The 12927-nt window shown below is 38.8% G+C and carries 17 protein-coding genes; 6 read left to right on the top strand and 11 right to left on the bottom strand.

Annotated elements, in window-relative coordinates:
* Nucleotides 1–248 precede the first annotated feature (248 nt).
* The 7 genes from AC1ECF_RS05575 to yneA all read right to left on the bottom strand — a co-directional run bounded on the left by AC1ECF_RS05575 (nucleotide 249) and on the right by yneA (nucleotide 5686).
* Complete coding sequence (locus AC1ECF_RS05575) at nucleotides 249–713, bottom strand: NUDIX hydrolase (protein ID WP_480388412.1); 465 nt, start codon at nucleotides 711–713, stop codon at nucleotides 249–251.
* Between the two features lie 59 nt (nucleotides 714–772).
* A complete protein-coding gene (locus AC1ECF_RS05570; RefSeq protein WP_480388411.1) occupies nucleotides 773–1156 on the bottom strand; it encodes a VOC family protein in 384 nt (127 codons plus the stop codon).
* A 798-nt stretch (nucleotides 1157–1954) separates the two neighbouring features.
* The gene (locus AC1ECF_RS05565) at nucleotides 1955–2176 is read right to left on the bottom strand and encodes a YneF family protein (protein WP_480388410.1); all 222 of its coding nucleotides are present in this window, start codon (nucleotides 2174–2176) and stop codon (nucleotides 1955–1957) included.
* Between the two features lie 151 nt (nucleotides 2177–2327).
* On the bottom strand, nucleotides 2328–4331 hold the full coding sequence (tkt, locus tag AC1ECF_RS05560) for a transketolase (RefSeq protein ID WP_480388409.1): 2004 nt from the start codon (nucleotides 4329–4331) through the stop codon (nucleotides 2328–2330).
* An 86-nt stretch (nucleotides 4332–4417) separates the two neighbouring features.
* A complete protein-coding gene (locus AC1ECF_RS05555) occupies nucleotides 4418–4651 on the bottom strand; it encodes a DUF896 domain-containing protein (protein WP_480388408.1) in 234 nt (77 codons plus the stop codon).
* Nucleotides 4652–4715: 64 nt separating this feature from the next.
* The gene (locus tag AC1ECF_RS05550; RefSeq protein ID WP_480388407.1) at nucleotides 4716–5363 is read right to left on the bottom strand and encodes a YneB family resolvase-like protein; all 648 of its coding nucleotides are present in this window, start codon (nucleotides 5361–5363) and stop codon (nucleotides 4716–4718) included.
* Nucleotides 5360–5686 (bottom strand): cell division suppressor protein YneA, encoded by a 327-nt coding sequence (gene yneA / locus AC1ECF_RS05545; protein ID WP_480388406.1) that lies wholly within the window; start codon nucleotides 5684–5686, stop codon nucleotides 5360–5362. Before yneA ends, AC1ECF_RS05550 begins: the two co-directional genes overlap by 4 nt.
* A 175-nt stretch (nucleotides 5687–5861) precedes the next feature.
* Here yneA and lexA point away from each other — a divergent pair, with 175 nt between their 5' ends.
* On the top strand, nucleotides 5862–6482 hold the full coding sequence (lexA, locus tag AC1ECF_RS05540; RefSeq protein WP_480388405.1) for a transcriptional repressor LexA: 621 nt from the start codon (nucleotides 5862–5864) through the stop codon (nucleotides 6480–6482).
* 104 nt (nucleotides 6483–6586) lie between these two features.
* Here the strand turns inward: lexA and AC1ECF_RS05535 are convergent, their stop codons facing one another.
* A complete protein-coding gene (locus tag AC1ECF_RS05535) occupies nucleotides 6587–6985 on the bottom strand; it encodes a hypothetical protein (RefSeq protein ID WP_480388404.1) in 399 nt (132 codons plus the stop codon).
* Between the two features lie 418 nt (nucleotides 6986–7403).
* Between AC1ECF_RS05535 and AC1ECF_RS05530 the strand changes: the two genes are divergently transcribed.
* Both AC1ECF_RS05530 and AC1ECF_RS05525 read left to right on the top strand, forming a co-directional pair.
* Nucleotides 7404–8045: a hypothetical protein gene (locus AC1ECF_RS05530; RefSeq protein ID WP_480388403.1), complete on the top strand. Its 642-nt coding sequence runs from the start codon at nucleotides 7404–7406 to the stop codon at nucleotides 8043–8045.
* A 135-nt stretch (nucleotides 8046–8180) separates the two neighbouring features.
* Nucleotides 8181–8558, top strand: coding sequence for a ferritin family protein (locus tag AC1ECF_RS05525; RefSeq protein ID WP_480388423.1), 378 nt, complete (start codon nucleotides 8181–8183; stop codon nucleotides 8556–8558).
* A gap of 42 nt (nucleotides 8559–8600) precedes the next feature.
* Here the strand turns inward: AC1ECF_RS05525 and AC1ECF_RS05520 are convergent, their stop codons facing one another.
* The 3 genes from AC1ECF_RS05520 to AC1ECF_RS05510 all read right to left on the bottom strand — a co-directional run bounded on the left by AC1ECF_RS05520 (nucleotide 8601) and on the right by AC1ECF_RS05510 (nucleotide 9962).
* Complete coding sequence (locus AC1ECF_RS05520; protein WP_480388402.1) at nucleotides 8601–9290, bottom strand: N-acetylmuramoyl-L-alanine amidase family protein; 690 nt, start codon at nucleotides 9288–9290, stop codon at nucleotides 8601–8603.
* Between the two features lie 115 nt (nucleotides 9291–9405).
* Nucleotides 9406–9675 (bottom strand): phage holin, encoded by a 270-nt coding sequence (locus AC1ECF_RS05515; RefSeq protein WP_480388401.1) that lies wholly within the window; start codon nucleotides 9673–9675, stop codon nucleotides 9406–9408.
* Nucleotides 9672–9962 (bottom strand): hypothetical protein, encoded by a 291-nt coding sequence (locus AC1ECF_RS05510; protein ID WP_480388400.1) that lies wholly within the window; start codon nucleotides 9960–9962, stop codon nucleotides 9672–9674. Before AC1ECF_RS05510 ends, AC1ECF_RS05515 begins: the two co-directional genes overlap by 4 nt.
* Before the next feature lie 891 nt (nucleotides 9963–10853).
* Between AC1ECF_RS05510 and AC1ECF_RS05505 the strand changes: the two genes are divergently transcribed.
* The 3 genes from AC1ECF_RS05505 to AC1ECF_RS05495 all read left to right on the top strand — a co-directional run bounded on the left by AC1ECF_RS05505 (nucleotide 10854) and on the right by AC1ECF_RS05495 (nucleotide 11900).
* Nucleotides 10854–11051, top strand: coding sequence for a hypothetical protein (locus AC1ECF_RS05505; RefSeq protein ID WP_480388399.1), 198 nt, complete (start codon nucleotides 10854–10856; stop codon nucleotides 11049–11051).
* 91 nt (nucleotides 11052–11142) lie between these two features.
* Entirely contained in the window at nucleotides 11143–11580 is a 438-nt protein-coding gene (locus tag AC1ECF_RS05500; RefSeq protein WP_480388398.1) for a hypothetical protein, read from the top strand.
* Between the two features lie 14 nt (nucleotides 11581–11594).
* Nucleotides 11595–11900 (top strand): hypothetical protein, encoded by a 306-nt coding sequence (locus AC1ECF_RS05495; protein WP_480388397.1) that lies wholly within the window; start codon nucleotides 11595–11597, stop codon nucleotides 11898–11900.
* The last annotated feature ends 1027 nt before the right edge of the window (nucleotides 11901–12927 follow it).

Genomic DNA, 12927 nt, shown 5'->3' with positions numbered 1-12927 from the left:
GCTCGGTAATGACGAGGTATTGCGCGATAGCAGAGACGCTGTGGGGCTACTGCTCGGTAACTCGGCTCTACTGCGCGAAAATGGAGGGCTATCGCTCGGTAATGACGAGGTATTGCTCGATAGAGGGGACACTATTCGTTCCTCCTAGGCGACTTATATCTAGATTGAGTGCTAGAGCTGGAGAAGGCCAATAAAAAAATACCACGATTACTCAGTCATGGTATCTCTATATATTCTCAGTTTTGATGTCAGCTAATAATTGGAGTCTTCTTCCCATCTGCCCAGTCTCTGATAAACTGTCGCTGGCGTGGATTTAAGTTATCGGGCAAGTTGTCCTTTTGAAAGAATCTATGCTCTCTGCTTTCTGTCCCCTCCTGTATTAATTCTCCATCAAGATCACTTGACTTGAATATAATTTGCACACTATAGCATCTATCTTTATTTGGATACTCCACAAAACAGCTTGCTCCTGAATAGATGCCAAACAGGTCTAATCTATTTATTTTAAGTCCTGTCTCCTCATATGTCCCTCTTGTGGCTGTTTGTTCGAAGGTTTCTCCGAGTTCCATTACGCCACCGGGGATACACCAGTTATCTTCATCTGTTCGATGCTGCAATAAAATACTCTCCCCCTTTTCTAGTAGAATACCGCAGCCTACAGTCAAGAGAGTTTCGTGTCCTATCAGCTTTCTCATATCTTTTATATAATTCATTCTACATTTCCTCACTATTTGTTTATTCAGGTCCAATCCGAATTAATAGACTTCCTCGATTAAGTAAAACAAGAGCAAACCATTAAAATATTACCGTCAGGATCCTTAAAAGAGAAATCCTCTAAATCTGGATGTATAAAAATCTCCGTTACAATTTCCCCGCCAATTTCCTTTACATGCTCATATGCCTTGTGGATATCAGCTGTACTAAAATTCATGAGGGCTTGATTAGACGGGACAAAATGATATTCCTCATCCTGACTATGATCATCAAAGGTGATACCCGGTCTACCTTCGCCCATGCTCAATGTATAAATGTGCCCTGAAAGCTTCTCCGCAGGGATTGCCTCTATACCAAATAAATCACAATACCAACGTACCGATTTTTTTAAATCTTTCACATGGATAAAAACAGTATCCACTCTGTTTTGAATTATTTTCATAAGAACACCTCCGAGTAAGATATAAACTATTTTCCCTAAGATACTACGGGCTACTATCTATAAAACAATCTTAGTGGTATGTAGCGGTTTCAAGCTCCTAATCTAGTTGCGGTCTCATTTTGCTACAGACAGGGGCATTTTTGTTACAATCAAGGTTATTTCTGCTACAATGAACGAACTTTTTGCTACAATCACCTTCCTAATCTAGTAGCGGTTTAATTTTTGCTACAATCAAGCCTATTTCTGCTACAATGAACGCTGTTTTTATTACAATCAAGGGCATTTTTGCTACAATCAATCTCCTAATCTATAGCGATTTCAGTTTTGCTACAATCAAGCCTATTTCTGCTACAATGAACGCTGTTTTTGTTACAATCAAGGGCATTTTTGCTACAATCGATTTCCTAATATAAGAAGCAAGCTCACTTTTACGACTTTAATCCCCATTTTTACGACTTTCGCCTCTATTTTTACGACTTTCTAACCCGTTTTTACGACTTTCAAGCTCCTAATCTAGTTGCGAGCTCACTTTTACAACTTTGATCCCTATTTTTACGACTTTCGCCTCTATTTTTACGACTTTCTAACCCGTTTTTACGACTTTCAAGCTCTAATCTAGTAGCGACTACATTTTTGCTAAAGCCTAGGTTTTTTACAACCCTCAATCGCAGGCGTCACTCAACAGCTTGCCTGACAATTTATACCCCTCCCTTCTCCCTCTCTTCTCATTTATTTCCATATGCATTTGATTCCACAAAAAAACTGCACTTCCTTCTGGAGTGCAGTAATTAGGCAAGATTATTTTCCTTGCATTTTATTCATTTGGTTCATCATTTGTTTTACTTGTTTTTCGGATGGTTTACGACCCATTTGAGCCATCATCATGCGAAGCATCTGCTCATTGATCGGTGGGTTATCTTTTAGGTATTTCATCATATATTGACGAGCTCCAAAGAACCCTCCTACAAGACCTAGAATCAAAGCAACAATGATTATTATTATCCAACCCCATGTTGGCATAGCTTTCTCCTCCTTTACGTTCTTGTCTACGTGTACAAGACACCAATGAAAATTATACTATAGATTCTATGTGCATACTATAGATAAATTACAGATGAAAAGCAATTCGAGGAACTTTTTTCAAAGCTCTCGAATTGCTTTTCAATCTTCTTTATTTTTGAAGTAAGTTTTTCATTTTAGAAACAACGTTTTCAACAGAGAATCCGTATTCCTTCATGACAATCTCACCTGGAGCGCTTGCACCAAATTTATCGATTGCAATTACGTCCCCTTCAAAGCCAGTATATTTATGCCAGCCAAGGGATGCACCCATTTCAATAGCTAGGCGCTTTCTATTTGTTGGAGGTAATACAGAGTCTTTATATGCTTGATCTTGTTGTTCGAATAGATCCCAAGAAGGCATGGACACTACAGATACTTGGATACCTTCGTTAGCAAGTACTTGTTGCGCTTCCACTGCAAGGCTCACTTCAGATCCAGTAGCAAGTAAGATACCTTCTGCATTTCCGTTAGCTGGTGAAATCACATAAGCTCCTTTTGCAATTCCTTCTTTCGCTTTTTCAGCAGATCCTTTTAAGATTGGTAGGTTCTGTCTAGAAAGCACTAATGCAGTTGGTCTGTTTTTAGAAGATACTGCATGCTTCCAAGCTTCCGCTGTTTCATTTGCATCGGCTGGGCGTAGAACTGTCAATCCTGGCATTGCTCGTAAAGATGCTAGGTGTTCGACTGGTTCATGAGTTGGTCCGTCTTCCCCTACCGCAATGCTGTCATGTGTGAAGACATATGTTACAGGAAGACCCATTAAAGCAGATAGACGAACTGCTGGGCGTACATAGTCACTGAATACGAAGAAGGTTCCACCGAATACGTGTAAACCGCCGTGTAGTGCCATTCCGTTTAATGCTGCTCCCATTGCAAATTCACGCACGCCAAACCAGATATTTTTCCCTGCATAGTTTTCTGCGGAGAAATCTCCAACGTTTTTCATTGTTGTCTTGTTGGAGCCTGCTAAGTCGGCACTTCCTCCGAAGAAGGATGGTAGGTTTTGTGCGATTGCGTTAATAGCATCACCAGAAGCCGAGCGTGTTGCAATTGATGTGCCCTCTTCATATACTTTCAACGCATCTGCAAAGTTTGCTGGCATTTCTCCGCTGATTGCTTGTTTCAATGTTTTTGCTAGCTCTGGATGAGCAGCTTCGTATGCAGCAAATTTTTCATTCCAAGCTGCCTCTTCTTGAACTCCAAGACGGTCAGAAGCTTTTTTGAATGTTTCATAAACTTCTTCCGGTACATAGAAGTCTTCTTCGAATAGCCACTTATATTCTTTTTTCGCTAAAAGCGTTTCTTCTTTTCCAAGTGGAGCACCGTGCACGTCGGATTTACCAGCTCTATTAGGAGATCCATAGCCGATAATTGTTTTTACTTCAATGATCGTCGGCTTGTCTTTTTGAGCTTTCGCTTGTTCAATAGCAGCAGAAATTGCTTCTATGTCGTTGCCGTCTTCTACAAAAATATGGTTCCAGCCATAAGATTCAAAGCGCTTCGCTGTATTCTCGGAGAATGATTTGTGTAGATCGCCATCTAAAGAAATATCGTTGCTATCGTATAATACAATTAGCTTGTCTAGTTTCAAGTGTCCTGCAAGAGAAATAGCCTCCGCAGCCACTCCTTCCATTAAATCGCCATCTCCGCATAAAGCATACGTATAATGATCTACCACTTCATGGCCTTCCTTGTTATACGTTGCTGCTAGATGTGCCTCAGCCATTGCCATCCCTACAGCCATTCCAATTCCTTGTCCTAATGGACCTGTTGTAGCTTCCACTCCAACCGTATGTCCGAATTCTGGATGTCCAGGTGTTTTGGAATTCCATTGTCTGAAATTCTTGATTTCCTCCATTGGCAGTCCATATCCACCCAAGTGAAGTAAGCTATAAAGAAGCATGGAGCCGTGACCAGCTGATAAAACGAAGCGGTCTCTATTAAACCACTTAGGGTTAGATGGGTTATGGCGCATGTGCTTCGTCCATAGGGTATATGCCATTGGTGCTGCCCCCATTGGTAAGCCAGGGTGACCAGAATTTGCTTTATCAATTGCATCAATAGATAAAGTTCGGATTGTAGTAATTGCTAACAAATCAGATTGTAACGACATTAAATGACATCCTCTCGATCAATTTTTTTCTACAGCTTTAGTTTACCAACTATTTCAGGTTTATCAATGATTTATGCAATGATTCATTAATTCAGAAATTTATCTTTCTTAGCCTTTTTGACTTTCTCAGGCGTAATATCATTGCCTTCTGGATCAATAACCTTCACGCTTTCTATTGTATCACGCATGGTTGCACGAAAAGTCTCTAAATATTCCTTACGAAGCGCACTTTGCTCCTTCGCTTCTTCTATCGAAAGTCCAACCGTTTTGGACTTTTTAGATAGCTGACTGATTCTTGCTAGTTTTTCTTTACTTAACATATCTTTCATCCTTTCCATTATCCCTTATATAAAGGTATGAAAAAAACACACAGAGTGCAAGTTATTACTCTCTGTGTGCTTCTTCATATTCTTTGTATCTCCTATGAACGGTGGCTTTACTAATCGAAAAACCTAGGCCGTTTAAAGTGGAAGCTATTTCTTCGTAGGTCATATTTGCATTTCTCAGGCGAACAATCTCTTCAATAGGGATATCAATTCTATCTCTTCCCTCTGGATTTCCTCTTGTTTTTAAATTTTTCTCCGGTCGATAGCCATTTGATATCGCCTTTTTCATACCACGTTTAATCTTCGCATTATGAATTTTGCGTTGATACTCCTCCACAAGAGCCAGGATTTCTAATAGCATGGAATCCATTTCATTTAAATTAATGACTCCTTTATCTTGCAAGGTGTATACAGTGGTATTGGTCTTTTGCAAAAGATGGAGCACGGCCATACGACCATTTCCTCGACCAATTCTTGTTTCGTCTTGAACGAACACTGCCGTAATTTCATGCTCTTTTATATAGCTAAGCATTTCTAAAAGACCTTCTCGTTCCACATCATAGCCACTATGCTGGTCTAGGAATACTTGTTCCACTTGAAAGCCTTTGCTCTCGGCAAAATCTCTTAGCTCTTCTTCTTGTCTAATTAAAGAAGTCTCCTGGGTTGATTTGTCGGTGCTTACACGACAATAGATAACAGATTTCATTGTTCAGAACCCGCAATCTCTGTATTTTTTATAAGAAGGTAATCATCGTAATCTTTTTCACCAGGCACTTTTAGCACCTGTCCAGTTTTAATGTTTGAATCCTGTAGCTGATTTAAGTGAATCACAGTGTCAATCCAGTCAGTTTTCGGCTGATTAGATGCATATTTATTTGCTAGGCTCCAAAGATTGTCACCCTGTTTTATTGTAATAACCTTTTCCTCATCGCCATGAACAGCTTGAGAAAGGCTAAATAAGCTAATGAAAGATAAGCTAAGAACAAAGAAAAGTGCTATAAAATAATTGTTTTTAATCCAAGTAATCATAAAAGTCCCTCCATAAACAGAATGCTTGTTCGGTATGTATGTTATTATCATAATGCGAACATTTGTTTTTGTCAACAACAATTAGAACCTATGTTTGCATTTCGACAATGATACTGGTATACTACTATTAAGAAAATAATATAAGGTTGGATTAATACTTAAAGAGGTGAATTCATTGAAGAAAGCGTCCAAAAGACAGGAAGATATTCTTGCATTTATAAAAGAGGAAGTACGTAAAAAAGGTTATCCACCATCCGTACGTGAAATTGGTGAAGCGGTTGGACTAGCTTCTAGCTCTACTGTGCATGGACATTTAGCTAGACTAGAGAGCAAAGGATTAATTAGAAGAGATCCAACGAAGCCACGTGCTATTGAAATATTAGATGGTCTAGAAGCACCTGTGGAGAGACAAGGAGTTGTTCATGTTCCATTAGTAGGGAAAGTAACTGCTGGTCTACCTATCACCGCTATTGAAAATATTGAAGAATTTTTTCCTCTTCCTGAGACCTTTGGGACATCAGAAGACCACCTATTCATGCTAGAAATTATGGGAGACAGTATGATGGAAGCTGGAATCTTAAATGGAGACTATGTTGTTGTCAAGCAACAGCAATCTGCCAATAATGGAGATATAGTAGTTGCTATGACGGAGGATGACGAAGCTACTGTAAAACGTTTCTTCAAAGAAAAGAGTTATTTCCGTCTTCAGCCTGAAAACTCTTCTATGGATCCAATTATTGTGAATCAGGTTTCTATTTTAGGGAAAGTGGTTGGGGTCTACCGTCATATTCAATGATTTTCATTGACATCTCATGACTAACAAAGTAAGATTCTAAAAGAGCCGATATCACGTCTAAACAAAAAGTGGACATTTTGTTTAGACCGTAGAACCCCCCTTGCTTACGAGCTAAGGGGGGTTTGTTTTTTCTGTATTCTAGGGATAACATTCATCCCTTGTAAAAGAATTTTTGCATCCTCATTGAAATAATGTTCGATATCATCACGTACCCATAACTCAGGATGCGCTTTTATCACTGCTCTTATACCTCGAATATCGAATTTGGAGGAGTATATATTAATCGTATAAAGAATGCTTACTTCGTTTCGAGTTAGTGGTGGCAATCCACTCTCCTTTTGCTGTTTCATCGAATCGTAAAGCTCTCTTGCTGAAGCTACAAGATGGTGTCTTCTTCGATCCAGCTGAAGCATGTAATCCTCCATCATTTTTTTGGTAGCTAGTATGTCTAACTTCTCCATGTTCTCATTTATCTTCTTAATTATTTCTTCTATATTATTCATTTTTCCACTCCTCGAACACGTCTAATAAGCAAATAGTCCATTTAAGAACTCACTATTTATTACTGGTTCAAAGCCTCCATCTAGAACTTTCTTATTAGCTGAAGGACCTGTTAACTATACCCCCCCTTTTTCAACTCTAAACATGCAAAATAAAAATTTTTAATTACCTTTGAAATGGAAGAAGACAAGGTAGAAAAAATCTGACTTTTAGGCAATAAAAGTATTCCTTCCTTCTTGGATCCATTTTTTGGTGAAAGCTATCCTTACTCGAGTCCAAATGGTGACCATGTTTGCAGTTTCTTGCTGGATACAGATAAGGCTTTATTAGACATAATCCGTACCAACCGCTTACTTCTTGAATATAGTAAAAAAAGCTGTGTCTTTCGGGCACCAAAAATGTTCAGAAGGAGAAGTGTAAATGAAAAAATGGTTCATAGTGCTAACGCTGCCCCTTATTTTCGGATTAGCCGGCTGCGGATTGTTCGACAAGTCTGAGGATAAGAAAGAAGAGTCGAAAGAGGAAGTAGTTGTAGAAGAAGAAAAAGAAGCAGTAGAAGAAAAGGTTGAAGAAGAGGAAACAGTTGTCGATGAGGGTACGAACACGGAAGAGGAAACTCAAACAGAAGCTCCAATGGACACTATCCTACAAGATAAGGAGCAAGTGCAGGTTTATGTCGATCAAGTACGTAATGCATATTTACAAATCGCTGAGCTAGGCGGAAGATGGGATGAGATTCGAGAGGCTTCTGCGAATCAAACAATTACGGACTATGATTTTGCTGACCTTATCGCTATAGAAATACTACCTTGGAATATGGTATTAATCGAAGAGCTAGAAGCAATCCTACCACCCAACGAGGAAACAATCCTTTTACATGAAATGCTTATCGATGCAATGAACAAGCAGCATCTTGCGTTTAGTGAGGTAATGGATGCAGTATATACAGGAGATTATACGAAAATCACCAAGGCAAATGAAATTCTTGCTGAGGTTAGAAAAATGGACCGCGAATTCAGCCGTCAAATGGAAGCACTGATAGAAAAATACGGGGTTTACTAAAAGGGGCTAATCGGCCCTTTTTTCACTGGACAAATAACCATACGCCTACTAAATGCATATTTTACCGATAGAGGTGATAGGAAATTGACAAATCAATTTACTCAGTATGCACCAGATACTTTAATTGCAAATCTTATGAAGGCAATTGATGGTGAATACACGGCTATTCATTGCTACGAAAAGCTAGCTGGTCAAACGGATAATCGTAACATCAAAAAGCAGATTGAAGATATTCGGAAAGATGAGATACGCCATTTCCAGACTTTTTCTTATTTGTATCAAGCCATTACAGGAAAACAGCATACCCCAAAGCGAACGGAAAAATGTCCGGACCAATTTCTTTCTGGTCTGCATGCAGCATTTTTAGATGAACAAAAAACGGTTGATTTTTATCATGAAATCGCTAGAAGTACACCCGATCCTGTGATTAAGGATGCTTTCAACCAAGCTGCCGCTGATGAGCAGAACCACGCTGTCTGGTTTTTGTATTTTATTATGCAAGGGAAGAAATAAAAAAATCCCCTATCCGCAATATGCAGATAGGGGTTTCCTCTTTTATTTCACTCGTAATACTTGTCCAACATAGATTGTGTAGTTGGCATCCAGTCCGTTCCAGTCTCTTATTTGTTGCGCTGTGCTATCATAACGCTGGCTCAGTGAGTACACCGTGTCTCCGCTGACAACCGTATGATACACCGCTGAGCTTTTCTTCTGCAGGTTAAAGCATTTCACCAGTCCATTTGCATGACCACGTGCCAGCGATTCGATGAAAGAGGTGGTTTTTAGCTTTGCTGCATCATTTGAATTATCGATAAAGCCATTTTCAGTTAGCATCGCTGGCATATTAGACTCTCGTAGCACATGGAAATTCGCTGTTTTCTTTCCACGATCCGTAAAATTCACGAGCTTCATGACCTCTGAATGGATATTTGTTTGATACGTAGTAGTCGGGGCGCCGCTGCCCGGATAAATGTAATCCTCATAGCCTGTTCCCCCACCTGCATTAATATGGATAGATAGGAAGAAATCTGCTCCCCATGCATTTGCTTGGTTTGTTCGGTCCACCAATGAGGGAAAGGTATCCCCTGTCCTACTCATCAATACGTTGACATTATTATATTCTCCCACTAAAATATCTCGAACTCTTTTCGCAATTTGGAGGGTCAGGTTTTTCTCCTGTAACCCGTTACCTGTTGCACCTGGATCCGAACCACCGTGACCTGGATCAATAAAAATTTTTACCATAATAAACACTCCTCTTTTTTTGTTTTTTTGTTTATTCCACGTCTACTACCTTTAGCTACTCCATGGGAATCACCCCCTTTCATGTCATAAGAAAAAGCCACCTTAAGCAGGTAGCTTAGTTAGGCTTTTTATAGTTCAATGCTCGCTTGCTGTCCGCAAGTGTAGAGGTTGTTGGATCCTGGATAATGCCAAGCGTAGATAAGATACCAAGAGCCGTGTTGACAACGGCAAGTATCCAATTTTGCACTTCGTCCGTCAGTTGAAATTCCGTCCACCCCATTGCTTGGCCACCGATTAACAGTAGCTCAAGAAGAATGAGCAACTGCGCTAGAAAACCTGTGACCCACAAGCGGTTTTGAAACCGAACCCTCCAATTTATCCTCATATCGGACTCACCTCCTGTAAAATAACATCTGCCTTCTTTTGCTGACTCTGCTTGATGGCCTCCTCCATACGAATCACCTGCTCCGTTAACACATCTATCTCCTTTTCCAGTTCCTTGATTGTCTCCTGCAGCTGCTCAATACCCTTGCTGATCGTATCTAGCTTTGTTTCCATTACCGCCTTTCTTTCAGCTTCCTCTCTCAACTCCTTATCTCGAGAACGCCCAAAGGTCAAAAAGCCAATGACCAACCCAAGCACCGTGCAACTCATCCCAATAAATGCTTCCATTTCGCTCCTCCTCATTTTGGGAATAAAAAAACGCCTCCTTGGGGAGACGTTTCTTTCTACTATCCACTTTTTCTTACTTACTAGTAAATCATATAAAACACGATAATTAGTGCCATCATTGTGCCAGGCCAGCTGCTGTTGTTTTATTCTTCCTAGTTTATATTAAAACATAAGATTTGGAGGAAATGATGCCATGATTGTGCCATCCCCCTTTACTAGTTATATAGAAGATTTTCTGGGAAAAGGATACATACTTTAGAAGCAATAGTGGGGTTATCAATCGGATTTAACACTAACCTGAACCAATATGTTGACAAACGCTAGTAAACTGACTCTTATCGCAAGTAAAGGTCACGATTTCGCATGTAACCGATCTGGAAACGCATGTAATACGCTGGCGACCGCAAGTAAGGAAGGACTAACCGCAAGTGTTACCAGTTTATTGCCAATCTAGAGCTATCTAAAACGAATGGGGCGATAAGTTATTTCCAGTAAATTTCCGATTAGTGACTAAATCGGTAATGAGAGCGACTAATTCCGGAGTGAAAGCGACTAAATTTGCAATGAACGTGACTAACCACTGAGCGAAAGCGACTAAACCAGGAATGAACGTGACTAAATCCTCGACACGAGCATCACTGAAACAAGATGACCAATTTTGTTTGCTCAAATGCATGGCCTAAGACACCGATAAAATGGCAGTTCCTTCTTGTCTCCTGTTACTTACGCAATCCACCTCTTTACTTGTGCATAGCTGGCGACTAGGCTCGGCTGCTTAGTGTTTACTCATGATTCTGCGTGCACTTCCCCTAATCCAACTCAAGAAGCTATCTTTTATTTCCATAAATATCAAGTTATGTTAAAGTGAGTTTATGTGAGGTGGAGAGGAACATGGAAAGACTTGTTTACTTATTTTTGACGGTTGTATTTTTTGTTATTTACTTTAACATTTTTCAATTTATCTTCAATCGATATATCCCATGGAATACTTTCACGGACCTTTTATCACTACTATTCATAGGTATCGTTCTGATCCCAGCATCTGCTATATCCACGCATCACGTTTATAAGATTATCAAAGCGTCCTAGTTAAGCGTCGAATAGTACTTACCCTTGGCGGTTTCTAGATAGAAGTATGTTGAGAAATATTTTAATATTTTAATCAAAAGAGGAGCTAGCTATGGCTAAAATGAAAATTCTAATTTCCCTTTGCTTCATACTAATAGCGTTTTTTCTTATTTCTAATATTCAAGGTGGTAAAATGGATACTGTTGCAGTTAGCATCGAGGAATCTGACAAGTTTACCGAAGACGAAATAAATAAGGCAATAAAGGCTGTAAAGAAAAAATTTAGGGAATTTAATGGATCCGAGATGACTAAATTATGGTACTCGGAAGAAGAGTCAAATGAAGTGATTGAAGGCTATCTTCGTTCTGGCAGTGGTTCTGAAAGTACTGTAAAGAAAGAAAATATTATTGTCTTGTTCTCGAACTTTCATGTTGATTCTACTGGTGCAGAAAAAGGGTTCAATCCAAATACTACTTATACGGATTGGAACTGGATACTGATAAGAGATAGCAAAGCTGATAAATGGCGAGTGGAAGACTGGGGCTATTAAAAAGAGCTAAGATTGTGAGAGAAAAAGGAGGACTAGTAATGAAAGGGAAATTTCATTATGTGACTATAACACTTCTGATAATTGCAACTTTCTTAGGCATCTTTGCTCAAAGTATATCTTATTATTTGCATGAACAGTTTCCAACAATTAAGTTAGCGACAGCTATAACTGTCATAACTTTTACTAGCATTGGATTATATATTCTTGTATCGGTATTTTTAGCTATTATCAAGCAATCAGCTTTCCTAGGTATATCTATCCTGATTGCTTTTACGATTTCTCTATGGTCAATTTTTGTTTGGGCGATGTGGATGGGGTAAAAATTAAGTACATTTTATAAAGTAACGGGGCTTTCTTTCAAATTCATTTGGAATCTTGTTATAATCAATAATTAGCTCGTAGCAGCGTCGGTGATTACTAGAAGATGAGAGAAATTGGTAAGACGTTGCAACGGTACATGCAAGCGATCGGCTGTGGCTTACCTTAAAGATGGATGGCTTTTCACTTGTTTTGTCTCGTTCGCTTATAGTTGTTAATCGCAATTTTCTCACCATCAACTGCACCCATTAACCTAACCCCACTCTCTTTCACATTGCCTCCTTCTTGAAAACATCTATCCCCATTGCAATCACAGCTTCTGCAATATACACGCATCATGTCTAAGATAATCAATGGGTCCTAACTTAGAGGACGTTGAGACACGAAAAAGTATCATTTGCTTTTCCAAGTCATATTCAAAAGTATTATCAAAGATAAAACTCAAAATAATGCAAATAATTATTAAATTATGTTAAAATATTGTTATCAAGAGAGAGTTTCACTTGTGCACTTATATAGCCTATGATTATTATGTCAATAATCACCCATTGGTTGCAGTGAGGAAGCGAAAATGATAACTATCTCCAATTTTAGGGGGTGGTATTTTGAAAAAAGGAACAGTCACTTTTATAACAGTTATACTTACGTATATCATTACAAATTTACTATTTGATTTGATCGATTTTCATTATAATGTGTTTAAAGATGAATTTAATCTGTTATTATTCGCAGTTGATTTCGGTATTTTTATTATCACTTTTCTATTGATTTATAAACTGTTAAATAAACTGTTTATAAAGGAAGAAGAGTTGTTAACATAAATAACAGAGTCAGAGACACAATTCTTATATGAATTGTTGTCTCTTTTTTATTGTTGCATCAACACATAGATACTTTATATTGATGAATTCGAGACACAGCGGAGAACCTAAACGTAAAAAGTCAGAAAGCCCTTATAATCATATCAAGATGAAGAATCATAAGGGCTGTTACCTTCACTTTTACTAGATATCTATATTATGTTGTTAA

Source organism: Psychrobacillus sp. Z3-81 (genome assembly GCF_056620325.1).
The sequence above is the reverse complement of the archived record's forward strand: the minus strand, read 5'-3'. Positions and strand labels throughout refer to the sequence as shown.